Below are 24,804 nucleotides of genomic sequence, written 5' to 3' on the forward strand. Positions count from 1 at the left end.
CCAAATACGTCGGCCACGGGCTACGGGCGGTCCCAGAAGCGGTCGAGCTGGTCGGCCAGGAACTCCGGGGTCAGCTGCGTGAACTCCTCGCGTTCGTTCTCCGGCAGGAACTCGTAGACGGAGTGGCGTGCCTCGGGGCAGTAGCGCCGGCCGACGAACGCCCGGACGCCGACCTCCTCGGCCCCGCGGATCACCCGCCCGATGGCCTGGCGGGCGCGCCGGACCGCGGGCACGGTCAGGGCGTACTCGAAGGCCACGTCGTCGCCGAAGGCGTCGCCGTATGCCCGCTTGACACCCCGGACCCGCGGCGAGCCGATGTTGACCAGCGGGATGCCGACGACGGCACAGGTCGAGAGCTTCTCGCCGTCGTAGTCGACCCCCTCGGTGAGCGTGCCCCGTGCGCTGGTGACGAGCACCTTGCCGGGCCCGTCGTAGAAGCGCTGCTTGAGGCGGTTCGTCGCGTCGTTGCTGGACGACTCGTCGACGAGGACCGGCTTGTCGACGGCGTCGTCGAGGTACGCGCCGGCCCACGCGGCCTCCCGGTAGTTCGGCATCGCCACGAGGACGTTGCCCGGCGAGCGCGCCAGGGCTCGCAGGGCGTGAGCGTACTCGTCGCGGGTCGGGTTCCAGGCATCGCCAAGCGGTCGCATCGACTCGGGATCGCCGCGGTTGCGGGCCGTGAAGGGGCGACAGTCCACGAGATACGACGCGCGATTGTCCGGGGGAAAGGTCAGCCCGTAGGTCGCGGCCTTGACGAAGCGAGGGTCCCGGTCCGGGCCGCCGTCACGGAGGAAAGAGAGCCCGGAGACGTGCTGAAACACGTCCAGCGGTTCGAGCGTCGCACTCATCAGGACGCCCCCGCCCAGGTCGTCGAAGACGTTGCGAAGCGCCGTCGAGGGCATGCAGTTGTAACACAGCAGCCCGGCGGTGTACGCGACCTCGTAGTCGGCGTCGACGTGGCGCTCGTCGGCGGGTGCGTGTTCCAGTTCGATCTCGCGGAGGAAGCCGGCGTGGTCGCGCTCCCACCACTGGCCCGCGATCGTCCCGACGGCGGCACAGACCGGCGTCCGTGCGAGCCCCAGCGTGTCGATGGCCTCTTCGACCGCCGCGCCGATCTTCGGGAGCGAGCGCCACAGACCACCGTCGTACCCCTCGCTCTGGGCCCACTCGGTCAGGGCGTCCGGTTCGACGGTCTCCGGATCTCGCAGCGGAATCTCGTGGTCGCGCTGGGGGAGCTTGTCGGGGTCGGTGCGCCACCCCTCGAACTCGCCGTCGAGGTAGGACCGAACCCGGTCGTCGAGCCAGTCCAGCACGTCGTCGTAGAACTGCTGGGCCTGCTCGACGGCCGCCAGCGGGACCTCGCGTGCGGCGAGCACCTCCTCGACTTGCTGCCGGTGGTCGTCGGTCTGGCGAGCCCGCTGGAGCAGGAAGTTGAGGTCGTTTCTGGCCTGTGTGAGCGTCTGTCTCCCGACGCGATCCGAGAGCAGGTCCCGGACGCGCTCTTCGAGCCGGTGGGCCTCGTCGACGACCACGAACGTGTCCTCGTCGAGGATCGAGGCGAGGAGCGGACGTGTCTGTGGGTCGAACAGGTGGTTGTAGTTGCCGATCACCACGTCGGCGGCCTCCAGCAGGACGCTCATCGCGCGGTGTGGACAGGTGCCGTACTCCACCGACGCGGGGAGGTACTCCTCGGCCGTGACGACGTTGTGTTCCCCGACGCCGAAGTCAATCGGCGAGCCGGTGTTGCGGGCGTACCAGTCGGCCTCGAACGGGCAGTAAAGCGGCGGATCGTCGCTCTCGGCGATCTCCTCGGGCGCGGCGGGCTGGCTGGGGCGGTACGGAGAGTCGGCACCGGCGGTCCCCAGTGTGCCCTCGCCGAGGCGCTGCTGGTCGCGGGCGTCCGGTCGGGCCGCCGCCGCGAGGTCGCTGGCGATCTGTGGGTCCCACCACTGCTCGTCGTCGCCCAGTTCCGCCTCGATGGCGGCGCTGGCCGGCGCGTGGTCGGTGCCGTCGCCCTCGGCCTCGACGAGCCGTGCCGTGTTCTCGCGCAGGTCTTCACAGCGGTCGTGGACGGAGCTGTCCTCGGGGAAGATACCTTCGCGCCCGTACGGACAGAGGTCGCGCTTGCCGACCAGCGAGATGCCACGCAGTGGCTCGTCCAGTCCGGCGTTCATCGCGCGCAGGTCGGTGACGAACTGCTGGAGCTGCTGTTTGACCGGCGTCACGACGACGATCCGCTCGTAGTGGCCGGCGTCGAGCAGGTGTGCACCGGCCGTCAGGGCCGCCATCGTCTTGCCGGTGCCACAGGGGCCCTCCATCGCGAGGTAGCCCCGCGCCCGGCCGGCCTCGATCGCGCGCTCGATGGCGTCGCCCTGGTTCGCGTACGGCTCGTCGAACGCGAAGTACTCCTCCCAGCCACGTTCGTCGGCCGCCGAGTCTCCCATTACACCGGCCTTCGTCGTCCCTCCGTTTGAACGTCCGGATCTTCCCGCGCCGACGAGGACCTGTCGTTTTCGTTCGTGTGACAGATTTCCAGTAGTACACGAATCTTTATACTGTTGCAAGGACGCTACGGTAGTACTTAGGCAAGCGAGGGTGACAAAAAGAATGGGACAGCAGCGAGCCGCGGGAGGGGGGAACGGAGACGCCGTCGACGGACGGATCGACGTGCTGTGTATCGGGGACAGATCGTCGTCCGGAGCGATCAGCGAAGCGGCCAAGGACGCCGACGCCCCGATCTCGGTCGCGTGGACGACCGACCGCCGACGGATCCGGACGGTCGCCGAAGCCAGAACCATCGACTGTGTCGTGATCGACGGCTCGCTGAGCGAGCACATCCACGAACAGGTGCGCCAGATCCAGACGTTGCCCGTCGTCCTCTACACCGAGACGGACCCGGCGAACGTGTCCGACGAACTGCTCGACGTCGTCGACACGCTGGTCGACAGGGGCGACCCGGGCGACACCGCCCCGTTCCTGATCGAGAAGGTCGTCGGGCTCGTCAGCGAGCGAGAAGAGAAGAGCGAGTACGCGCTGGCACAGGCGCTGGCGCGGGTCGACGACGACGCCGCCTGCGAGGGGTACCAGTTCCTCGTCGAGCCCGACGGGACGATCTGCTGGGCCAGCGAGCCGTTCGAGACGGTCTTCCCCGTCGACGCCGCGGCGGACTCGGGTGGCTTCTACGAGCGGCTCGTGGCGCTGCTGGGGGACAGACCGAGCGCCATACGGACCGTGACCAGAGCCCAGCGAGGGGTCGACGCGACCAGCGAGACCGTCGTTGAACTGCCGACCGACGACGAGACACGTCACTTCAGCCACTCGGCACACGAGCTGCCAGACAGCGTCGGCTCGTTGCGCCTCGAAGTGTTTCGCGACGTGACGCCACAGGTACAGCGCGAGGCGCGACTGGAGCTGCTGGACCTGCTGGTCGAACAGGCACAGGACGGGCTCTACACGCTGGACGAGAACGGCGTGATCGACTTCTGCAACGAGTCGTTCGCCGAGATGCTGGGCTACGAGCGGACCGAGATCATCGGCCGGCACGCCTCGACGACGCTGGCGGAGGGCGAGCTAGAGAAGGGCCAGCGGACGCTGCGCCACCTCGAACGCACCGACGAGGAGAGCGCCACCGTCGACATGACCTTCCTCGACCGGGCGGGCACCCGCCTGGAGGTGTCGATCCACTACACGCTGTTGCCCTCCGAAGACGGGAGTTACGCCGGACTGATGGGTGTCGTTCGGGACATCACGGAACGCAAGGAACGCGAGCGGGCACTGGAACAGTACCAGACGCTCGTCGAGAGCGCCGGAGATCCGATGTACGTCCTCGACGCCGAGGGCCGGATCGAACTGCTCAACGAACCGATGGCGTCGTTCTTCGGCCGAGAGAAAGACGCCGTCGTCGGCGAGCGGATCAACGAACTGCTCCCGGAGGCCGGCGGCGAGCGCGGCGACAGGGCGCTCAAGTCGATTCTCGGCGACGAGAGCCGGACCTTCGAGAGCTTCGAGAGCTGGCTGGCCGACGCCAACGGGATCCAGCGTCTCTACGAGGTGACAGTCGGCGTGATCGAAGACGACGGAGAGTTCGTCGGCTCGGTCGGCACGCTCCGGGACATCACCGAACGCGAGCGTCGTCGCGAGGAGCTGGATCTCCTGCGACAGGTCTTCGCTCGCGTGTTGCGACACAACCTCCGCTCGGAGCTGTCGATCATCATGGGCAACACCGAGGTCGTGATGGAGGAACTGGAAGGGCCGAACAGGGAGCTGGCCGGCACGGTGCTGGAACGGGGCAGACGGCTCGAAGAGACCGCGAGGAAGGCCAGAGCGATCGAGTCGGTACTCGACAGCGAGGCGGGCCGGACGACCCAGCGCGTCGAGCAGGTCGTCGACCGCGCCGTCACGGCCGTCGAAGACGAGCACCCCGAGGCGGTCATCGAGACCGACGGGTCGTCGTCGCTGTCGGTGCGTGCCCACCCGAACCTGGTCGTCGCCGTCGAGAACCTCGTGGACAACGCCGTCGAGCACGGCGAGGCGCTGGGGACGTGTGATGCCCGCGTCGAGGTCGAGAGCGACCGGGACGGCGTCTCGCTGTCGGTGGTCGACGGCGGACCCGGCCTGCCGGAGTGTGAGCGAAAGGCGCTGAACCAGGAGTCCGAGACGCCACTGGAACACGGGAGCGGACTGGGCCTGTGGCTGGTCAACTGGATCGTCGAGCGCTCCGGCGGGGCGCTGGGCTTCGACCACACCGACGGCCGGACGACCGTGACGATCGAACTGGACGGCGATCCCGAGAGCGGCCCCGACTGACGCCGTTCGGATTAATGCAGCAACACTAAGTACAATCGGTATTCTCCATTGTACTAACACGAATGCCGTTCCGTCACCAGGCGACCATCGGCGCGTACGAGACGAGCGGGGACCGGGCGGACGACTCGCCACAGCTGACCACGCCGGTCGGCGTGTGCCAGGACCCACGCGGGAACGTGTGGGTCGCGGACACCGCGAACAGTCGGCTCGTCGTCCTCGACAGCGCCCTGGAACAGCGCCTGACGGCCGTCGGCGAGCCGGGATCGGAGCCGGGATCGTTCGAACTGCCCTTTCGGCTCGCCCACCACCCGCGCGATCCGGCGCTGTTCGTGACGGATCTGGCCAACGGCCGGGTCCAGCGGCTGTCCTACGAGTACGACGATCGACGGCCCGAAGTCGTCGCCGTCGACACCTTCCGACCGGACGACGGGGGGCAGTTTCACCCCAACGGCATCGCAGTCTACGAGTACGACGACGGGCTCCGGGTGTTCGTCGCCGACGAGTTCTACCACGAGGGCGACGACCTCCGTGCGCGGGTCACGGTCTTCGACGACGAGGGGACGCTCGTCGACACGATCCGGTCGGTCGACTCCGAGTTCGCCGGAGCGCTCCCGCTGTACTGGCCACAGGGGTTGGCCGTCGACACCGCGGGGAACCTCCTGATCGCGAACACTGGTGAGGGCGTGTTGCGCCGGACCGGCGCGTTCCCCTCGTACTTCGCGACGGTCCTTCGCTGTGACCGGGCCGGCGCTGGCGTCCCCTTCGAGGAGACGGGGCTGCCGATCGTCCCGCAGTCGTACGTCACGCCCCGTGGCGTCTCCGTGCTGGGCAGTGGCGACGACGAGCGCGTCGCCGTGCCGGACGTAGGCGGTGGCTTCGTCCACATGTACGACACGGCGCGGGGCCACACGAGCGAAGTCCCCTCGACGATCGCGCCGAGCCTAGACGACCGGCGGTTCGGGTCGCCGATGCAGGTCGCCCCCTACGACTCGCCGGACTACGCGGCGACCGACGACACGACCGAACGGGTCCTGGTCACCGAGGCGATGGACCACACCGTCGCCGCCTACGATCTGGGGACGATCTCCGAGTCGAAGCGACGGCTGGCCAGCGTCGGCGGCGACCACACCGCGCCCGAGCGACTGGACTTCGCCAGCGCGGCCGTCGGCGTCCCCACGGTGGGCGGCGAGCGACTGCTCGTCGTCGACGCCGACAACGCCCGGCTCCAGGTGACCGACGCCGACGGCGGCGGACCGCTGGTCCAGCGCCCGCTCTCGCACAACCGCTTCCCGGTCGGAACGGCGTTCTGGTCGGTCGAGCCCGGCTTGGGCTATCTCTTCGCGGCCGACTACTCGCTGACCTACGACACGGACAACGACGAGCCACAGATCGCCGTCTACCGCCTCGACTGTCGCGATGGCGTCCGGATCGATCACGTCACGTCGGCCGCCACCTGGGGCATCTGGGGGAACAACTGCAAGCTGCCCCGAGGGCTGGCGACGGACGGGATCGACGACGACCGGACGCGCCTGCTCGCGGTCGACTCCTTCAACGGCCGATTGCTCCGGTGGACTTTCGACCGGACGACCGGGGAACTCGCCTACGAGGACGACGACGGACGCTTCGGGCACGACCCCGGCGAGTTCTGGAACCCCGGCGACGTGGCTGTCGGCGAGCGCGCAACCTACGTTACCGACCGGAACAACAACCGACTTCAGTACCGCGACGACGACGAGTGGCACGTCTACGGCGAGGCCGGCTACGGCACCGACGGCGATCGATTCCTGTTGCCCCAGAGCGTCGCCGCCGCCGACGGATACGTCTTCGTCGTCGATCTGGTCGATCGCGCGATCAAGGCCTACAGCGAGACCGACGCGGACGACCCGCTGGCGTTCGTGGACGCGATGCAGGCCTTCGGCGGCGACCGCGATCGGGGCGATCTCTGGATGCCGTCCCTGTTGTCGGCGAGTGAGCGCGAGGACGGGGTCGAGCTGGTCGTCCCCGATTCCGTCCTCGGCGTCGCCTACCGGTACCACTGGACGCCGCCAGCGTGACCCCGCAGACCGCTCGTCGGCGGGTAACCAACTGCTTCGGGCAGGTAGCTGACACGTAACTATCCGGGAGCGGCGTCTCTCTGCCGTCGAGATGGACACCGTGACCGGCAGTCCGCCGCTCGACGCGCTCGAACCGCCCACTGGCCTGTGGCTGCTGGCACTGGTCTTCTTCGGGATCGGCGATCTCCTCACGACCGGGGTCGGCCTGACGCTTGGCTCCTCGACCGAGGCGAACCCAGTCGTCGCATCGCTCGTCGAACGGTACGGCGTCGCGGTCTTGCTCCCGATCAAAGCGACGTTCTTCGTCGGCACCTACCTCGTGTGGCGAGCGTTGCCCCACCCGTACTCGACGACCGTCCCCGCGACGCTGGCGCTGGTGGGCGTCGTCGTCACTGCCTGGAACACCGGAATACTGCTCGTCGGAGTGCTCTCGTGACGCTGGCGACCGGCGAGAACGGGACGCCGGTCAATCGTCGCTGCCAGCTCGCCGACCGTCTTCGGACTCGCTACCGGCGGTTTCGAGTATCTCGTCGCGGTGTTCGTCCAGCAGTGGCGCGCGGCCACGCGGTCGCGGATCGGTCTCGGTCATCTTGATCGGGCTGCCGGCGATCGTCACCTGCTCGTCGGTGCCGGGCTGGTCGACCGTCGCCAGCATCTCGCGGGCCGCGACGTGTGGATCCTCGAAGATGTCCGCGGTGTTCTGGACCGGCGCGGCGGGGACGCGGCCGTCGAGGGCGTCGACGATGGCACTGGTCTCGCGGTCGCGCGTCCAGTCGGCGATGGCGGCCCGGAGCGTCGCCCGCGCGTCGCGGCGGCTGGCGGCGTCGGGGTACTCGGCGGCCAGCGCCGGACGGTCCATCGTCTCACAGAGCGTCCGCCAGTGGCCGTCCGAGAAGGCGGCGATCACGACGTAGCCGTCGGCCGCTTCGAAGGCGTCGTAGGGGAACAGCGTGGGGTGTGAGTTGCCCCGTCGAGTGGGAGCGTGGCCGTCGTAGGAGTACTGGTAGATCGTCCGCTCACACAGCGAGAGCATGGCGTCGTACATCGCCGTGTCGACGTACTGTCCCTCGCCGGTGCGCTCGCGGTGGTGGATCGCAGCGAGGATGCCGACGGCGTTCAGCGCCGCGGTAAAGAGGTCGCCGACGCCGGGGCCGACCTTCGTCGGCGGACCGTCCTCGGGGCCGGTGATCTCCATGACTCCGCCCAGCGCCTGGGCGATGAGGTCGAACGAGGGCTGGCCCTGGCGGTGCGTCTCGCCGGTCCGCGGGTCGCCGAAGCCACGGATCGAGGAGTAGACCAGCGACGGATTGCGCTCGCGGAGCCGCTCGTAGCCCAGATCGAACCGTTCCATCGTTCCGGCCTTGAAGTTCTCGACGACGACGTCTGCGCGTTCGACCAGCGAGAGGAACGCCTCGCGGTCGGCCTCGTCGCCGAAGTCCAGTTCCAGCGACCGCTTGCCGCGGTTGACACTCTGGAAGTAGCCGCCGTAGGGCTCGTCGTCGGTTTCGAGGTACGGGGGGTTCGACCGGATCAGGTCCCCGCCGGGGCGCTCGATCTTTACCACGTCCGCGCCCATGTCCGCGAGCAACATCGTACAGTACGGGCCGGCCAACACCTGTGTCAGGTCCAGGACCCGAAGGTCCGAGAGGGCACCCATGCGTCGTGGCTCGGTCGGTACGGTCATGAATCTTTGTGATTAATCATTATGGATTCCTTAAGGACGTATTATCATGAAAGATCATTACATTTATTGTGGGGAGCCTCGTCTGCACTACCACATGCCCCGGACGGTCATCCTCGGCGTCATCGGCTCCGACGCTCACGTCGTCGGTATCACGATTCTCGAACAGGCGCTGTCGGCCGCAGGCTTCGACGTCGTCAACCTCGGCGTCAAGACCTCGCAGGCGGACTTCGTCGACGCGGCACAGTCACACGACGCCGAGGCGGTACTGGTCTCCTCCCTGTACGGACACGCCCGACAGGACTGTGAGGGCTTTCACGACCGGATCGAAGCCGCCGGTCTCGACGTCTGTACCTACGTCGGCGGCAACCTCGCGGTCGGTCAGGACGAGTTCGAACAGACCCGCGAGCGCTTCCGCGAGATGGGGTTCGACCGCGTCTTCGACGCGGAGACCGACCCACAGGAGGCGATCGCGGCGCTTCGCCAGGACCTCCAGCTGACGGCCCGCGAGGCCGAGCGAGCGAGGGTCGACAGCTGACCATGCCCCGCGACCAGCGGCTCGCCGGCGAGGAGCTACAGCGACTCGCCAGCGGACTCCGCGACGAGTGGCACACCGGCCGCGAGGTCGACTTCGAGGAGGCGATCGCCTTCCACGAGTCGCTCCCGGCCGGCAAACAGTTCGCCCCAGTGCTGGAGTCGGCCGACCAGCCCCTGCTCCAGCCACGCGCGGGCGTCCCCTGTCTCGAAGCACAGATCGAGCTGTTGCAGTACCTCGAACAGCAGGGCGGGGCGGACCTGCTCCCGACGACGATCGACTCCTACACCCGCGACAACGAGTACGAGAAGGCAGAGGAGGGGCTGGCGGCCTCGCGCAACAGCGACGAGGACGCGCTGAACGGGTTCCCCGCGGTCAACCACGGCGTCGAAGACTGTCGCCGGCTCGTGCGGGCGCTGGACACTCCCATCGAGGTGCGCCACGGCACGCCCGACGCGCGCCTGCTGGCGATGGTGACGCTTGCGGGTGGCTTCCAGAGCTTCGAGGGCGGCCCCATCTCGTACAACATCCCCTACACGAAGGGCCACAGCCTGGCGGAGACGATCACACACTGGCAGTTCGTCGACCGCCTCTGTGGGGCCTACGCGGAACGGGGCGTCGTCGTCAACCGCGAGCCGTTCGGCCCGCTGACGGGGACGCTGGTCCCGCCGGCCATCGCCATCGCGGTGATGCTGGTCGAGGGGCTGCTCGCGGCCACACAGGGCGTGCGCTCGCTGACGCTTGGCTACGGCCAGGTCGGCAACGTCGTCCAGGACGTGGCCGCGCTGCGTGCGCTGCGCGCGCTGGGCGAGGAGTATCTCCCCGACGACGTGACGGTCACCACCGTCTTCCACGAGTGGATGGGCGGGTTCCCGCCCGACGAGGCGCGTGCCAGCGGCGTCATCGGCCTCGGCGGCGTCACGGCGGCGGTCGCGAAGCCCGACAAGGTCATCACCAAGTCCCCACAGGAGTTCCAGGGCGTTCCGACCAAGGAGGCCAACGCCGCGGGCCTGCGGACGACGCGGCAGCTCATCGACATGACCATCGAACAGGACATCGACCTCGCTGGCGTCGACGAGGAGCAGCGACTGATCGAACAGACGACGCGCGCGCTGATGGACGCGATCGACCGCCACGGCGACGGCGACGTGGCCCAGGGGGTGATCCGCGCCTTCGAGTCGGGCGCGATGGACGTGCCCTTCGCCCCCAGCGACGCCGCGGCGGGTGCGGTGTTGCCGGCCCGCGACGACGACGGCCGCGTCCGGATGTTCGAGTTCGGGGATCTCGCAGTGCCCGACGAGGTCCGCGAGATCCACGAGAACAAGCTCGGCAAGCGCGCCGAGCGGGAGGGCCGAGCCCAGTCGTTCCAGATGGTCGCCGACGACGTGGACGCCATCAGCGACGGCAAGCTCATCGGTCGCCGGGGTGAGACGGATGCGGATTGAGTCCGTCCGGGCGACGCCCGGCGTCGCCGGCTTTTTCTTCGACGACCAGCGCGCGATCAAGGAGGGGGCCAACCGCGACGGGTTCGCCTACGAGGGCGAGCCGGTGACCGACGGCTTCGATCGAATCCGGGAGGCCGGCGAGAGTCTGCTCGTCGAACTCCAGCTGGGCGACGGCCGGTGGGTGCGAGGCGACTGTGCCGCCGTCCAGTACTCCGGGGCCGGGGGCCGCGACCCACGCTTCCGGGCCGACGAGTTCGCGTCGGTCGTCGAGGAGCAGATCGCCGACGTACTGCGCGGACGAGACGCGACCCACTTCGACGAGAATGTCACGGCCGTCGAAGCGCTCCCCTCTCGCCAGGGTGGCCGCCTGCACACGGCCGTCCGCTACGGGGTCTCGCAGGCACTGCTGAACGCCGCCGCCCACGCGACTCGCGGCACGCCCACCGACGTGCTCGCGACGGCGCTGGGCACGGAACCGGCCACGGAGCCCGTCCCGGTGTTCGGCCAGTCCGGCGACGAGCGATACACCAACGCCGAGAAGATGCTCGTCAAGGGCGTCCCGGTCCTGCCCCACGGCCTGTTCAACTCGACGGACGCGATGGGCGCGGACGGCGACGGCCTGGTCGACTACCTCGACTGGCTGTCGACACGCACGGACGACCTCGGACGCCCGGAGTACGAGCCCCGTTTCCACGTCGACGTGTACGGGATGATCGGCGAACTGTTCGGACCGCCCTACGACCGCCCCGAAGTCACCGACTACTTCGCGGCGCTCGAACGGGCGGCGGCCCCCTACCCGCTGCAGGTCGAGGGGCCGATGGACGCCGCGGGGCGGGCCGATCAGATCCACGCGATGGCCGAACTCCGCGAGGCCCTCGCCGACGCGGGCGTCGCGGTGGACGTCGTCGCCGACGAGTGGTGCAACACCTTCGACGACGTGCGTCGCTTCGTCGACCACGAGGCCGCGGACGTGGTCCAGATCAAGACGCCGGACCTGGGCGGTATCCAGCGGTCGGCCCGCGCGGTCCGCTACTGCGAGGGCACCGACACCCGCGCGTACCTCGGTGGCACCTGCAACGAGACGGCGACCTCCGCGCGGGCCTGTGCCCACGTCGCGCTGGCGACCGACGCAGCGCAGGTGCTCGCAAAGCCCGGCATGGGCTTCGACGAGGGGTACATGATCGTTACCAACGAGATGCGCCGGACGGTGGCACGGATGGACGGACGAGCGACCGGGGCCGACGCCGCCGAGCGAGGGGACGCCCCGCGTCGCGATCCCGGTCCCGGCCGGGCGGGCGGTGGTCGCCGATGAGCGAGTGGACCGACCCCGACGCCTTCGCGTCGGCCCTCGACCGCGCGGAGACCCGCGAGAAGGGTCACTACTTCGAGCGCTTCGAGGTCGGCGAGACCATCGAGCACGAGCCCGGGCTGGTGCTCGACCGGCCCGGCACCGAGCGGTGGATGGGCCAGACGCTGAACCACGATCCCGCCTACTGGCGGACCGACGCAGCCCGCGAGCGGGACTTCCCCGAGCCACCGATCCACCCGGATTACCTGCTCGCCTGCGTCATGGGCGCGACCGTCGAGGATCTCTCGGAGAAGGGCGGGTACTTCCTCGGCCGGACCGACCTCCGGTTCCACGAGCCCGTCCTGCCGGGGACCGAGATCAGAACCCGATCGACCGTCGAGTCGACCGCCACCTCGAACTCCCGGCCCGACTACGGGATCGTCACCTGGCAGACGGCGGGCTACGACGCCGAGACGGACGCCGTGCTGGTCAGCTACGAGCGGACGAACATGGTCCCGCGACGCACCCCCACGGCGGCCGACGGCGGGCAGGTGACCGACGACGAGCGGGAGGCCGACGACGAGCAGACGGTCGAGGAGGGAGCGTCCGACGACTCCCTGCCGGCGACGCTGATCGCCCCCGACGGCCCCCACTTCGAGGACTTTCGGGCGGCGCTCGATCGCGTCGGGGACGACCCGGACGCTGCGGTCGCCTACCGCCACGAGCGCGGTCGGACGATGGACGACCAGCTCGTGGCCGGGCTCCCGCTGGCGACGCTGAACACGGCCCGCCAGCACCACAACCGCGACGCCATGGCCGACTCGCCGTCCGGGGATATCGTGGCCTACGGGGACGTGACCCGCTCGGTCGCGCTGGCCCACGCCCGCTCGGACGAGGCCACGTACCGCGAGCGCGCCTATCACGACGAATCGTTCCACGACTTCGTGACGCTTGGAGACACGATCTACGGCTTCACGCGCGTCCTCGAAGCCGACCCCGACCCCGGCCCGCCGCGGGCCGGCGAAGTGACCTTCGAACACGTCGCGTTCGACCAGGACCGCCGCCCGGTCTACTCCGGCCGGCGAACCGCACTCATCGACAGCCGACACCAATGACACGACTCTGTCGCACCTTCCAGACCGCACCGGCCGCCGTCCCGCGCGAGAACTCGGCAAAGTACCTCGACTCCGGGCTCACCGCCGAGGGGTTCGAGGCCCCGGACTGGCTCGCACCCGACATCGAGGACGGCACCGCGCCCTCGATGAAAGCCGAAGCGCTCGAAAACACGATCGACCGGCTCCCCGAGTACGGCCCCGACTTCGGGGGCGAGATCTGGCCCCGCGTCGAGTGGAGTTACGCCGACCCGAGCTTCCGAGAGCGAGGCGTCGACCAGATCGACCGCCTCGTCGGCGAGGCCGGCGACCACCTCGACGGCGTCGTCGTCCCGAAAGTCGGCCGACGAGACGACGTAGAACGGGCCCGCGCGGCCGTCGCGGAGGCCGAACGCGCGTACGGGTACGACGACGGGTCGATCGGCCTCTCCGTGATCGTCGAGACGGCGAGGGCGTTCTCGGACCTGCGAGAGATCGCACGGCTGGGCGAGGACTCGCGTCTGACCGGCCTGATCTTCGGACCGGTGGACTACACCGCAGAGCTGGGCGGGCGCGCGATGGACGGCCAGCGCCCGCAGTGGGCCGCGATGCTCGAACGGCTCTCGAACGAGGCCAGCGCCGCCGATCTCGTCGCCGTCGGCGGCCCCTTCGACCAGCTCTTTCACGAGCGGGCGGGAGTGACCTACTACAACGCACCTGGCTACGCCGACCAGGTGACCCGCGAGGCGACCATCGGCATCGACGGCTCGTGGTCGCTCCACCCCAAACAGACCGTCCAGGCCAACCGCATCCACATGCCGACCGCCGAGGAACTGGAGCGCGACGTGGGCAAGATCGAACGCTTCGTCGAAGCCAAGGCCGAGGGGTCGGGCGCGGTCGTGCTGGACGGCCAGATGGTCGACGAAGCCACGTACAAGAACTTCGCCAACACCGTCGCCACGGTCCGTGCCATCGACGAGACCCACCCCGAACAGACGGCCGACCGCTACGACGCCGACCTCGTCGAGCGTGCGCGCGCCGTCGAGCTGGGGTTCGAGGGCTCGACGTAAGCGATCAGAGATCGACGCTGAACTCGACGGTGATCCCACAGCCAGGGCAGACAGCCTCCATGACGCCCTTCCGGATCGCAGATTTGGTGATCTTTTTTACGATCGTCTTCCCACAGCCGCTACCGGTACAGTTCTTTTTCTTTTTCTTGCCGATCTTTGCAGTACACTTGGCACACTGTCCGAACTGCTTCGCGTATCGGTCGCCACAGATTTTGCATTTGAGCATACGATCACTCCGGTATTTATAGCAGAGAGTTGCTGCAAAAGTTTGTCCCCAGTGTGTGATATTATGCCTTGGGTCGTTCTCTCCATTCCCTATGTCGGTGCGACGAGCCCGCCGGTGTCCGAGCCGGCACGAGGGCGGTCCGTGCAGCGGCGGGCGAAGCGAGTAAGACCCTCCCGACCGAAGATGACCACGTGAAAGACTTCGAGCGCGAGCAGTTGCTCGAACGCATCGGCCGGGAGAGCGCGACGGTCGGCGTGGACATCCCCGAAGCGATCGAGGTGCAAGGCGAGACGATCGAACTCCAGTCGTTCGTCTTCGAGATCAAGCGCCGGGACACGATCCCCGCCGGAGAACGCGAGCGCGTCGAGAACGCCAAGCGCAACCTCCGACGCGAGCGCCGCCAGCGCAAACAGCGCATCGAGGACGACGACATCACGTTCGCGCAGGGAGAGCGCCTCGCGAAGTCGATCATCGGGATCGACCGGGCGCTGAACGCCCTCGAACAGCTCGGCCCGGCCGACATCGAGCAGGAGGCCCAGGCCAAGGAAGCTGCCGACAAGAAACGCTGGATGCAGTTCCTCAAGAAGGCGCTGGGCCACGAAGACGCCGACTCCGGTACCGGGAGGGCGAGTCGCGGCCGATGAGTCGCAACGACGAGATCGCCCGGCAGTTCGAGGCCTTCGCGGACCTGCTGGACGCGAAGGGCGTCGACTACAAGCCACGCGCGTACCGCCGCGCCGCGGAGAACATCCGCGAGTACCCACAGGCAGTGGAGAGCCTCGCCCAGGAGGGCGAGGACGCCGTCGGCGAGATCGACGGCGTCGGCGACGCCATCGCGAGCAAGGTCGTCGAGTACGTCGAGACTGGAGGGATCGCGGAACTCGACGAACTGCGCGAGGAGTACCCTCTCGACATGGCGGCGATCACCAGCGTCGAGGGCGTCGGCCCCAAGACCGCCGGGACGCTGTACGAGGAACTGGGGATCGAGACGCTCGACGACCTCGAATCGGCCGCCGAGGCCGGTGACATCCAGACGGTAAAGGGGTTCGGAGCCAAGACCGAGCAGAACATCCTCGACGGCATCGACTTCGCCCGCGAGGCCCACGAACGGCAGTTGCTCGGAGACGCCCGCCCCAACGGCGAGCGTGTCGTCGAGTATCTCGACGCCGTCAACGCGGTCGCGTCGGTCGAGCTCGCGGGCTCGCTGCGACGCTGGCGGGCGACGATCGGCGACGTGGACGTGCTCGTCGGCAGCGACGACGCCGAGCGGGTCGTCGCCGCGTTCACCGACTGGCCCGAGGCCGACAGCGTCATCGAGGCCGGCGACACGAAGGCGAGCCTGCGGGCCGACGGCGTCCGGATCGACCTGCGCGTCGTCGTCCCCGAGGAGTTCGGGGCCGCCCTCCAGTACTTCACCGGCAGCAAGGCCCACAACGTCGCCGTCCGGAACCGCGCGATCGAGCGCGATCTGAAGGTCAACGAGTACGGCATCTTCGACGTGGCCGGGGTCGAAGATGACGACCAGCGGGCCGGCGAGAAGATCGGCGGCGAGACCGAGGCGTCGATGTACGACCCGCTGGAGATGGACTGGGTTCCCCCGGAACTGCGAGAGAACCGCGGCGAGATCGAGGCCGCCGTCGAAGGGGAGCTGCCGGACCTCGTCGAGACGAACGATATTCGCGGCGACCTCCACACGCACACGTCCTGGTCGGACGGCCGCGCTACCGTCGCGGAGATGATCGAGGGGGCGGCCGCCTTCGGCCACGACTACCTCGCGATCACGGACCACGCCACCGGGCCGGGGATGGTCGGCGGCGTCGGCCTCGACGACGAGGAACTGCGCGACCAGCTCGGCGAGATCCGGGCGGCGGCCGACGACGCCGCGATCGACGTGTTCGCGGGCGTCGAGGCCAACGTCGCGGCCGACGGAACGGTGTCGGTCGGCGACGACCTGCTGTCCGACCTCGACCTCGTGGTGGCCTCGCCCCACGCCGCGCTCGACGGCGACGGCACCGAGCGGCTGGTCGCGGCGGCCCGACACCCGGCCGTCGACGTCGTCGGCCACCCGACCGGTCGCTACCTCAACCGCCGTCCGGGCCTCGACGTGGACGTATCGCGGCTGGCGACGGTCGCCGCCGACCACGGCACGGCACTGGAGATCAACGCCGACCCGGCGCGCCTGGACCTCGCTGGCAGCGCGGTCAAGACGGCGATCGAGGCCGGTGCGACCGTCGCCATCGACACCGACGCTCACTCGCCGGCCGGCTTCGACAGCCTCAGGTACGGCGTCCACACCGGCCGACGCGGCTGGGCCGAGCCCGCGAACGTACTCAACGCGTGGCACGTCGACGACGTGCGGTCGTTCCTCCACTGACCGATGACCGACCTCCTGCTCGACGTGATGTGCGGGAAGCTCGCGACGTACCTGCGGATGTGTGGCTACGACGCCGCCTACGCGCTCGATCGGGACATCGCCCCGGACGCGCCGGACGAGGCGCTCCTCGCGCTGGCCCGGCGCGAAGGGCGACGGATCGTCACCAGGGATCGCGACCTCGCGAGCCGGAGTCCCGACGCGATCTTGCTCGACGGCCGAACGATCGAGACACAGCTCTCGGCGCTGTCGGCGGCGGGCTTCGAACTCGCCGTCGATGACGAACCCGCGTACTGTGGCGACTGCAACGGGCGACTGGACGCCGTCGACGCCGACCGCTCGACGCCCGACTACGCACCGGAGCCCGACGAGACGGACGTGTGGCGCTGTCGAGCCTGCGGACAGCACTTCTGGCAGGGCAGCCACTGGGACGACGTGGCCGAGACGATCGCCGGAATCGAGGACTGATACTACCGGCAGTACGAGACGGGTTGTTGTAGATCGTTACCAGATCGACCGCACGCTGTCGTGTCGTCGACTGGGTAAACGTCGACGACTCCGTATCATCACGGGCCGGTATGCGGGTGTTACCCACCCGTACCAACCGCCCCACTCAGAGCGGAGTGAGCACGGACCGGCCGGCCGAGCCGACGCAAAAATCGCAAGACGGCAGCGGGTTAACCGACCGTACCAAACCCCCTAAGAGTATCTGATCCGAACGATGGTGTATGAGCACGACAGCGACGGCGGCCGACACGCGCCTCTCGGAGAAACAGCGCCGCATCCTCGAGTTCCTGCGAGACAACGCCGACACACAGACGTACTTCAAGTCCCGGCTCATCGGCAACGAACTCGGTCTCTCCGCGAAGGAAGTCGGGACGAACATGACGGCCATCGAAGACGGCGAGTTCGACGTCGACGTCGAGAAGTGGGGCTACTCCTCGGCGACGACGTGGAAGGTCACCTGCTGACCGCTCGTCGAACTCGTTCGTCGCTTCTCGGAGTGCCCCAGTCAGTGCCCCGACGGCCGGCTGTCGGTCACGCCCCCCGACAGCGACCTGTAGTCGACCGGAAAACGACGACAGTTCGCCGTCTCACTCCGGATCGTACGAGACGAGATCGGCCGCCTCGGTAGCGAGCGTGGCCGCGTGCTCACCGAAGGAGTCCGCGTAGCGAACGAGCAGCGTCAGGACGGTTTCTGGCTCTTCGACCGCGTAGCCGTCGTCTCGCGAGAGCAGGCCCACACTCTCCAGTTCGCTCGCGTACTTGCTGACGGTCGGCCGAGACACGTCCAGCGTCGCCGCCAGGTCCCCGCCCGTCGCCGACGGATCTCTCAGCAGCGCGACGAGCATCCCACGCGGCGTCTCGCGGCGGAGATAGCTCAACACGACCATCTCCCGCTCGGAGAACTGTCCGGCCGCGAAAAAGCGCCGGTAGTCGCCGTCGCGGTAGCTGTCGATCCGTCCGTCCTCGGCCAGTTGCCGGAGGTGATGCTGGCTCTCGCCAGTCCCGAGCTGGAGGTCGTCTCTGATCTTCGAGAAGTGCGCGCCGGGCGTCGTCGAGACGTAGCCCGCGATCGCTTCGCGGGCGTCGCTCTCGGAGTCCCCGTCGCTGTCAGAGAAACGCGCCAGCGGACCCGCCGCACCGAGCGCGGCGAACCGGCGCAGCGTCGCACGCTTCGATTCGTCGACCGGACCATCCCCACCCATGTCTGGTTCAGCTACGTACACCAGTAATAAAACGGCTTCGACTGTGGTGACTACCTGGCCTACAGATCGTCTTCGTCGGTGCTACCGTCGCCAGGGGCGTTGCCGCCGTCACCGAACTCCTGGTCCATCTCCTCGATGGCCTCGTTGGGGTCCTGGATGTCGGTGCTGTCTTCGCCGTGTTTGATCTTCTGGGCCTGCTGTTCCATCTCTTCGACGTCGACCTGGGCCTCCTGGTCGATCTGACCGAGGATCTCCTCGATGTCGTCGAGTCCCAGCATCTCGCGTGCCTCTTCGTCGAACTCCAGGCCCTCGAGCACGTGGCCGTTCTCCTTCACGTCCGAGCCGGTGAGGTGCTTGCCGTAGCGGCCCACCAGCGAGGTGAGCTCCTGGGGGAGGATGAAGGTGGTCGACTCGCTGCCGCCGATCCCTTCCAGCGTCTCCATGCCCTTGTCGATGATCGCGCGTTCGCCCATCGACTCGGCAGATTTGGCGCGGAGCACGGTCGAGATGGCGTCACCCTGCGCTTCGAGGATCTGGCTCTGCTTCTCACCCTGTGCGCGGATGATGTTGGACTGCTTGTCACCCTCCGCGGTCTCGATGGCAGAGCGACGTTCACCCTGCGCTTCCAGGATCATGGCACGGCGTTTCCGTTCGGCGGAGGTCTGTTGCTCCATGGCCTGCTGGACGTCTTTCGACGGATTGACCTCGCGGACCTCGACGCTCTCGACGCGGACCCCCCACTCGTCGGTGGGCTCGTCGAGTTCCTTCCGGATGCGCGAGTTGATCTCCTGGCGCTTGTTGAGCGTGTCGTCGAGTTCCATGTCGCCAAGCACCGCACGGAGCGTCGTCTGGGCGAGGTTCGAGACGGCCCGCTCGTAGTTGTCGACTTCGAGGAACGCCTTCTTCGGGTCCATCACCTTGATGTAGACGACGGCGTCGGCGGTCACCGGGGAGTTGTCCCGGGTGATCGCCTCTTGGCGGGGCACGTCGAGTGTCTGGGTTCGCATGTCGAACCGCGTCACGTCGGACACGAACGGATAGATGAAGTGGATCCCCTGATCGAGGAGGCCACGATACGAACCGAGGACCGTGTACGCACCCTGCTGGTACGGGCGGATGATGACGATGCTCGAATACACCAGTGCGACGGCGAGCAGGAGGAAGACCACTGCGACGAACAGGATCCCCCCTCCTTGGAGGACGACACTTGGAAGCATATCGTCCGAACCTCGGGGTGGCTAAAAGAAAAGCCTTCGGTCGTCGTGACAGGTAGTCTCTGCTTACAAATCGCACACGGTGACCGTTCGTACGGACAACTGTAGCGATGCCTCGGTGAGCGTCTCCCCCGTCCCAGCGCTCACCGCGAAGCAGCGACGACGTTCCGTCTCAGGCGGCGTCGGACTCGACGTCGGGGTCGAACTCGCGTTCCGGTTCGGCGTCGGTCACCGACTGTTCGCGGTCGTTTTCGAGCTGTCGGTCGATCTCGTCGCCGCCCGCGACGGCCTCGACGGTGACGACGTTGCCGCCGCCGGGGTCGACGACCATCACTTCCGCCCCCTCTTCGATTTCACCGTCGACGCTGCGAGCCTGGTAGTAGGGGTTGAAGCCGGCGTCCTGAAGCTTCACCTCTCCGTCGGTCTGGGTGACTCGCTCGGTGACGCGGCCGAACTTGCCCCGCAGGGAGTCCGAGTCGAGCGTCTGTGCAGAGCCTTCGCCGTCGTAGATGTCGATACGACGGTACCCCCACAGCGTCAGCCCGGTGGTCACGAGGACGGCGGCGGCGAGCACGAGAATCCCGAGTGCACCCCCGACCGGCGAGAAGAGCCCGACGACGCCCGCCGTCAGGAGTGCGACGCCCAGCACGAAGAAGTGTGCGCCCGGAGCGACCGCTTCGGCGACGAGCAACAGGGCTCCACCGACGAAGAGCAGCGTCGAGAGCGATTCGCTGAGCAGAGACATACGCGACCTACGGCCTCCGGCGGATTAAGTCTCCGGGGTCAGGAGTCCGAAGACGCCGAAAGACAGCAGGGCGACGACGAGGAGTCCGCCGCCGAGGACGAGCACGTTCTGGAGCGACGAGACGAAGCCGGGTGCGAGCATGGCCGCGAACCCGAAGACTGCGAGGTAGACGCCGAGAACGACGAAGAGAGCGTTCTCGCGGCTCGCCACTTGGGGTTCGATCGGCCCGGCCGAGAGCAGACTCCCGGCGACGTTGCCGCCAGCGTCGTCCTCGCCCTTATCGACCAGCGGTTCCGGTACGTCCTCACTGGACAGCTCGACCGCCTCGTCGTGGCCGTTCGTCGCGGTCTCCGCGTCGGGGCCGACCTCGTCGACCGAGAACTTCCAGTCGTCGGAGTCGGCGTCGTTTGCCATACGCCGTCATTACAGGTGGTGGTACAAAAGCTCCCTGCGTCCGATCAGTGGACCCGGGTCCCCAGCGGCGAGTCCTCGTGAGTCGTCAGCAGGTCGGCGTCGTCGCCGGCCGCGAGGATCATCCCGTTGGATTCGCGCCCGAACAGCTCCGCTTTCTCCATGTTGGCGAGGAGGACGACCCGCGTTCCGGGGAGGTCGTCCACGTCGTGAAGCCCCTTCAGGCCGGCCACGACCTGCCGGGTCTCGATTCCGATGTCGACCTCGAGTTCGAGGAGGTTGTCCGAGTCGGCGATGTCTTCGGCGGCGACGATCTCGCCGACGCGCATGTCGACGCCCTCGAACGCCTCGAAGCCGATGCGTTCGTCTTCCAGCGGTTCGAGTTCGACCGTCTCGTCGTCTTCGTCGCTCTCGTCGTCGCCCTCGTCGTCACTGGCCGCCTCGACGCGGCGCTGGAGCTGATCGTTCAGCCCCTCGATGTGGTCGTCCTCGACCTGTCCGAACAGCTCCGTCGGCTCGTCGAAGTCGGCGGGCGGCGTCGCCAGTGCGGCGTCGAGCGGGACGTCAGCCACGGAGCCCTGTTCGCCGAGCTGCCCCCAGATCCGTTCGGCCTTCTCCGGCAGCACCGGCTGGAGCAAGATCGCGACGGCCTTCGAGAGCTGGACGCAGTCCCGGATCACCTGCTGGGCCTGCTCGGGATCGTCGTCGACGAGGTTCCAGGGCTCGTTGCGCTGGATGTACTCGTTGCCGAAGTCGGCGAGTTCGACGCCCACGTCGGCGAGGGCACGCAGTTCGTAGTCGTCGACCGCGTCCTCGAAGGTCTCGATGGCGTCCTCGATGCGCTCGCGCACGTCGTCGCTGACCTCGGTGTCTGGCGTGCCGCCGTAGTTGCGCTGGGCGAACAGCAGCGACCGGTAGAGGAAGTTCCCGACGTTGCCGACGAGTTCGCCGTTGACTCGCTCGGCGAAGCGGTCCCACGAGAAGTCCACGTCGGTCTCGATGCCCGACCCGGAGACGATGTAGTAGCGGAACAGGTCCGGGTGGAAGCCGGCGTCGAGGTACTCGTCGGCCCACACCGCGCGGTTCCGGGAGGTCGAGAGGGACTTGCCGTCGATGTTGACGAACCCCGTCGCGAGGATCGCGCGGGGTTCGTTGTAGCCCGCGCCACGGAGCATGGCCGGCCAGAAGACGGCGTGGTGCTGGATGATGTCCCGGCCGATCACGTGGACGATCTCGCCGGCCTCGTCGGTCCAGTCGTCGTCCCACTCCGTGCCGTGACGTTCCTCGCCGTCGACCTTCCAGACCGACTCCCAGTCGTAGGTGTCCTCGCCGACCCGCTCGGTGTACTGCTTCGTGGAGGCGACGTACTCGATCGGGGCGTCGACCCAGACGTACAGCACGAGGTCCTCCTCGGTCTCCGCGTCGTCGGCGTCTGCCGGGTAGTCGACTCCCCAGTCGATGTCCCGCGTGATACAGAGGTCTTGCAGGTCGCCCTCGACCCACTCGCGGGGCTGGTTCTGTGCGTTGTCGGTGCCGTCGAGACGGTCGAGAAAGCCCTGGAGGTACTCCTGGAAGTCGTTCAGACGCAGGAACTTGTGCTCGCGGGTGCGGTACTCGGCGGCGTTGCCCGTCCGCGTCGAGACGGGGTCCTCGATCTCGCCGGGTTCGAGGTGGCGCTGACACCCCTCGTCGCACTCGTCGCCACGCGCCCGTTCGCCGCAGTACGGGCAGGTGCCCTCGACGAGGCGGTCCGGGAGCCACTGGTCGGCTTCGGGGTCGTAGCCCACCTGGATCTCCTTCTCGTAGACGTGGTCCTGCTCGACCCACGAGCGGACGAACTCCTGGGTGAGTTCCTGGTTCGTGGCGTCGTGGGTGTGACCGTAGTTGTCGAACTCGACGTTGAACTGCGGGAAGGTCTCGGCGTAGGTCTCGTGGTACTCCAGCGCGTACGCCTCGGGATCGACGCCCTCCTCGCCCGCGTTGACGACGATCGGCGTGCCGTGCATGTCAGAGCCACAGACGAACGCGGTCTGCTGGCCGACGCGCCGAAGCGCGCGGGCGTACACGTCGCCGTTGACGTAGCCACGCAGGTGGCCGACGTGCAGGTCGCCGTTCGCGTAGGGCAACCCGACCGTCACCACTGCGGGATTGTCGGTGGGGAACTGCTGGTCACTCATATCGGATCGATACCGCCGTGGCTGTGGAAAGTGTGCCGATTTGCAGCCGCGTGCTCGCCGCCGTCGGTGTCGGAGGAAAACGCCGCACGGCCGAGGGTGTCATACGGATTATTGTCGATCTTTACCGGAGTGACCGCCACCGTGGTGCGGTCGACCGGGAAAACGGCTACAATAATCCGTATCAGAAGATCGCGAAAAAGCCCGCGGCGAGCCCGATGGTCACGACCAGCCGGCCGGCGCTCCCGAAGAAGGTGGCAGTCGCGAACTTGAGGTAGTCGTCTTCGAGGATCGAGAACGCGTAGATCGAGAGCGTGTCGGGGAAGAAAGGCACACACAGCGCCAGCGCGAGGCCGGCGTAGCCGTACTTCTTGGCGATCGAGACCGTCTTGCGCTCGGACCAGCCCAGAATGTCGAACCGAGACCGCTCCAGCAGGGAGAGCAGTGGCCCGTACTCTTTGGTCTCCTGGCCAATGTGGAAGGCGAAGAGACTGCCAAGGGCCTTGCCCGCCCCGCTGACGACGATGATGACGGCGATCGTCGCCGGTTCCGAGAGGCCGAGTCGCAACGTTCCGCTGGGAGCGAGAACGACCTCGCTCGGGAACGGCAACAGGAACGCGATCAGGAACGAGTAGACGCCGATAATGAGCAGTCCGAACGGCCCGGTCGCCGTACAGACCGCTTCTTCGAGTCCCGTCGGATCTGTCGCTGTTCCACAGTCGGACAGAAACAGCACGAACCCATCGAGCACCACTGACAGGGCCTAACGTGAGGGGCGTAGTAAGTGTTGATATGTCGCGTCGGTACCGCTCTATACTCCCGGTCGCCGTCGTACTGTCGCCTGCGTCGTGGCGATATCCGCTACTCGGGTGGCGAGATCGGTCACAGAGCGACGCCGCCAGAATCAGTACCAGTCCAGATCGGCGACGAAAGAGCGCAGCATCGACCGGGTGACGTGGGGCATACAGACGACACGCATCTCGCCGCTGCCGGTCTTGGAGACGCGCCAGCCACGCTCTCGCAGCTCCGTCGTCATCGGGATCGAGAGGTCCGCCGCCACGAGTGGCAGTTCTGGGCCGATCACGTCGTGGCCCCGTACGTCGAGCTGTTCGGCGAGCCACTCGGCGTTGTCCATTGCCCGTTCGTAGGTCTCACGGTACCCTTCCCGCCAGAGGGCGTCCATGGCGGCGACGGCGCTCGCGACGCCGGCCCCAGAGCGCGTCCCGGTCAGCGTGACCTGACTCCGCGATTCAAGGTACGGCGTATCGATCGCCAGCTCGTCGAGGAGATCGGGCGAGCGCGCGAGCAGTCCGCCCGCCGGCACCGCGGCCTGCCCGACCTTGTGTGGGTCGATCGTCAGCGTGTCGACGTCGGCGTGTCCGAAGTGCCAGTCGTGGTCGGTAAAGGGGAGGTAGAAGCCGCCCCACGCCGCGTCGACGTGACAGAGCGCGCCGACCTCGTCGGCGAGGTCGGCGATGGCCGGGATCGGATCGACGTAGCCGTACTCGGTGGTGCCGGCCACGCCGACGACGGCGACGGTGTCGTCGTCCGCGAGGTGGGCCATCGCGTCCATGTCCGCCCGGTAGTCGGTCGCGGGTGCGGTCCGAAGCTCGACGCCGAGCATCTCCGCGGCCTTCGTAAACGAGAAGTGAGCGTGTTCCGGCGCGACGACGTTGGGGTCGTCGGTGTCGCCGCGGTTGCGCGCGATCCGGATCGCCTGCACGTTCGCCTCGGTGCCGCCGCTGGTGACGTAGCCCGCGGGATCGCCGAGGCCGGCGATCGTTCCCAGCTGCTCGACGGCCTCGCGTTCGAGGTCGGCGACCGTCTCGTACGTCCCCGGATCGCCCGGATTCGTCGCGAGGAACCGCTCGGCCGCCTGCCGAGCCGTCGGGTGGGGTTCGGTACACATCGACGAGAGAACACGTTCGAACGACTGGGGCTCGGCCCGCTGCATCAGTTACGAACACGGACTTGACGACTTTAG

General features: G+C 67.9%; 22 protein-coding genes. 12 read left to right on the forward strand and 10 right to left on the reverse strand.

Annotation, left to right across the window (positions count from 1 at the left end):
• Window positions 1–20 precede the first annotated feature (20 nt).
• Window positions 21–2,444, reverse strand: a complete 2,424-nt coding sequence (locus IL252_RS02955; protein ID WP_208626575.1) for an ATP-dependent DNA helicase — start codon at window positions 2,442–2,444, stop codon at window positions 21–23.
• 163 nt (window positions 2,445–2,607) lie between these two features.
• Between IL252_RS02955 and IL252_RS02960 the strand changes: the two genes are divergently transcribed.
• The 3 genes from IL252_RS02960 to IL252_RS02970 all read left to right on the forward strand — a co-directional run bounded on the left by IL252_RS02960 (window position 2,608) and on the right by IL252_RS02970 (window position 7,296).
• A complete protein-coding gene (locus tag IL252_RS02960) occupies window positions 2,608–4,806 on the forward strand; it encodes a PAS domain S-box protein (protein WP_208626577.1) in 2,199 nt (732 codons plus the stop codon).
• A gap of 62 nt (window positions 4,807–4,868) precedes the next feature.
• Window positions 4,869–6,860, forward strand: a complete 1,992-nt coding sequence (locus IL252_RS02965) for a hypothetical protein (protein ID WP_208626578.1) — start codon at window positions 4,869–4,871, stop codon at window positions 6,858–6,860.
• A 91-nt stretch (window positions 6,861–6,951) separates the two neighbouring features.
• Window positions 6,952–7,296 (forward strand): DUF5658 family protein, encoded by a 345-nt coding sequence (locus tag IL252_RS02970; protein ID WP_208626580.1) that lies wholly within the window; start codon window positions 6,952–6,954, stop codon window positions 7,294–7,296.
• A gap of 30 nt (window positions 7,297–7,326) precedes the next feature.
• On the opposite strand, the gene mct is transcribed toward IL252_RS02970, so the two are convergent.
• Window positions 7,327–8,517, reverse strand: coding sequence for a succinyl-CoA:mesaconate CoA-transferase (gene mct / locus IL252_RS02975; protein ID WP_208626582.1), 1,191 nt, complete (start codon window positions 8,515–8,517; stop codon window positions 7,327–7,329).
• A gap of 121 nt (window positions 8,518–8,638) precedes the next feature.
• Between mct and glmS the strand changes: the two genes are divergently transcribed.
• The 5 genes from glmS to citE are packed head-to-tail and all read left to right on the forward strand — an operon-like array spanning window position 8,639 to window position 13,970.
• The gene (gene glmS / locus IL252_RS02980; protein WP_153553993.1) at window positions 8,639–9,079 is read left to right on the forward strand and encodes a methylaspartate mutase subunit S; all 441 of its coding nucleotides are present in this window, start codon (window positions 8,639–8,641) and stop codon (window positions 9,077–9,079) included.
• 2 nt (window positions 9,080–9,081) lie between these two features.
• Window positions 9,082–10,521 (forward strand): methylaspartate mutase subunit E, encoded by a 1,440-nt coding sequence (locus IL252_RS02985; RefSeq protein ID WP_208626584.1) that lies wholly within the window; start codon window positions 9,082–9,084, stop codon window positions 10,519–10,521.
• Window positions 10,511–11,833, forward strand: coding sequence for a methylaspartate ammonia-lyase (locus IL252_RS02990; RefSeq protein ID WP_208626586.1), 1,323 nt, complete (start codon window positions 10,511–10,513; stop codon window positions 11,831–11,833). The genes IL252_RS02985 and IL252_RS02990 overlap by 11 nt, the downstream gene beginning before the upstream one ends.
• Window positions 11,830–12,924, forward strand: coding sequence for a 2-methylfumaryl-CoA hydratase (gene mch / locus IL252_RS02995; protein WP_208626588.1), 1,095 nt, complete (start codon window positions 11,830–11,832; stop codon window positions 12,922–12,924). The genes IL252_RS02990 and mch overlap by 4 nt, the downstream gene beginning before the upstream one ends.
• Window positions 12,921–13,970: an L-malyl-CoA/beta-methylmalyl-CoA lyase gene (gene citE, locus IL252_RS03000; protein WP_208626590.1), complete on the forward strand. Its 1,050-nt coding sequence runs from the start codon at window positions 12,921–12,923 to the stop codon at window positions 13,968–13,970. The genes mch and citE overlap by 4 nt, the downstream gene beginning before the upstream one ends.
• Before the next feature lie 4 nt (window positions 13,971–13,974).
• On the opposite strand, the gene IL252_RS03005 is transcribed toward citE, so the two are convergent.
• Entirely contained in the window at window positions 13,975–14,196 is a 222-nt protein-coding gene (locus IL252_RS03005; protein ID WP_208626592.1) for a hypothetical protein, read from the reverse strand.
• Between the two features lie 191 nt (window positions 14,197–14,387).
• Here IL252_RS03005 and IL252_RS03010 point away from each other — a divergent pair, with 191 nt between their 5' ends.
• The 4 genes from IL252_RS03010 (at window position 14,388) to IL252_RS03025 (ending at window position 17,538) form a co-directional block, all read left to right on the forward strand.
• Window positions 14,388–14,840 carry a DUF5788 family protein gene (locus IL252_RS03010; RefSeq protein ID WP_208626594.1) on the forward strand — a complete coding sequence of 151 codons (453 nt, stop codon included), beginning with the start codon at window positions 14,388–14,390 and terminating at the stop codon, window positions 14,838–14,840.
• Window positions 14,837–16,570, forward strand: coding sequence for a DNA polymerase/3'-5' exonuclease PolX (gene polX / locus IL252_RS03015; RefSeq protein ID WP_208626596.1), 1,734 nt, complete (start codon window positions 14,837–14,839; stop codon window positions 16,568–16,570). Before IL252_RS03010 ends, polX begins: the two co-directional genes overlap by 4 nt.
• A 3-nt stretch (window positions 16,571–16,573) precedes the next feature.
• On the forward strand, window positions 16,574–17,035 hold the full coding sequence (locus IL252_RS03020) for a DUF5615 family PIN-like protein (RefSeq protein ID WP_208626597.1): 462 nt from the start codon (window positions 16,574–16,576) through the stop codon (window positions 17,033–17,035).
• A gap of 260 nt (window positions 17,036–17,295) precedes the next feature.
• Window positions 17,296–17,538: a hypothetical protein gene (locus tag IL252_RS03025; protein ID WP_208626599.1), complete on the forward strand. Its 243-nt coding sequence runs from the start codon at window positions 17,296–17,298 to the stop codon at window positions 17,536–17,538.
• A 123-nt stretch (window positions 17,539–17,661) separates the two neighbouring features.
• On the opposite strand, the gene IL252_RS03030 is transcribed toward IL252_RS03025, so the two are convergent.
• From IL252_RS03030 to mfnA, 7 genes are all read right to left on the reverse strand, one after another.
• Window positions 17,662–18,276, reverse strand: a complete 615-nt coding sequence (locus tag IL252_RS03030; protein ID WP_015763936.1) for a winged helix-turn-helix transcriptional regulator — start codon at window positions 18,274–18,276, stop codon at window positions 17,662–17,664.
• 59 nt (window positions 18,277–18,335) lie between these two features.
• Window positions 18,336–19,493 (reverse strand): SPFH domain-containing protein, encoded by a 1,158-nt coding sequence (locus tag IL252_RS03035; RefSeq protein ID WP_153554083.1) that lies wholly within the window; start codon window positions 19,491–19,493, stop codon window positions 18,336–18,338.
• A 169-nt stretch (window positions 19,494–19,662) separates the two neighbouring features.
• Window positions 19,663–20,235, reverse strand: coding sequence for an NfeD family protein (locus tag IL252_RS03040; protein WP_208626601.1), 573 nt, complete (start codon window positions 20,233–20,235; stop codon window positions 19,663–19,665).
• 24 nt (window positions 20,236–20,259) lie between these two features.
• On the reverse strand, window positions 20,260–20,649 hold the full coding sequence (locus IL252_RS03045; RefSeq protein WP_208626603.1) for a hypothetical protein: 390 nt from the start codon (window positions 20,647–20,649) through the stop codon (window positions 20,260–20,262).
• 44 nt (window positions 20,650–20,693) lie between these two features.
• A complete protein-coding gene (metG, locus tag IL252_RS03050; RefSeq protein WP_208626605.1) occupies window positions 20,694–22,823 on the reverse strand; it encodes a methionine--tRNA ligase in 2,130 nt (709 codons plus the stop codon).
• 181 nt (window positions 22,824–23,004) lie between these two features.
• Entirely contained in the window at window positions 23,005–23,574 is a 570-nt protein-coding gene (locus tag IL252_RS03055) for a YqaA family protein (protein ID WP_208626607.1), read from the reverse strand.
• A 150-nt stretch (window positions 23,575–23,724) separates the two neighbouring features.
• Window positions 23,725–24,774, reverse strand: coding sequence for a tyrosine decarboxylase MfnA (gene mfnA, locus IL252_RS03060; RefSeq protein WP_208626609.1), 1,050 nt, complete (start codon window positions 24,772–24,774; stop codon window positions 23,725–23,727).
• Window positions 24,775–24,804 lie beyond the last annotated feature (30 nt).

Origin of the sequence: Halomicrobium sp. IBSBa (genome assembly GCF_017612575.1) — an archaeon.
Lineage (GTDB): Archaea > Halobacteriota > Halobacteria > Halobacteriales > Haloarculaceae > Halomicrobium.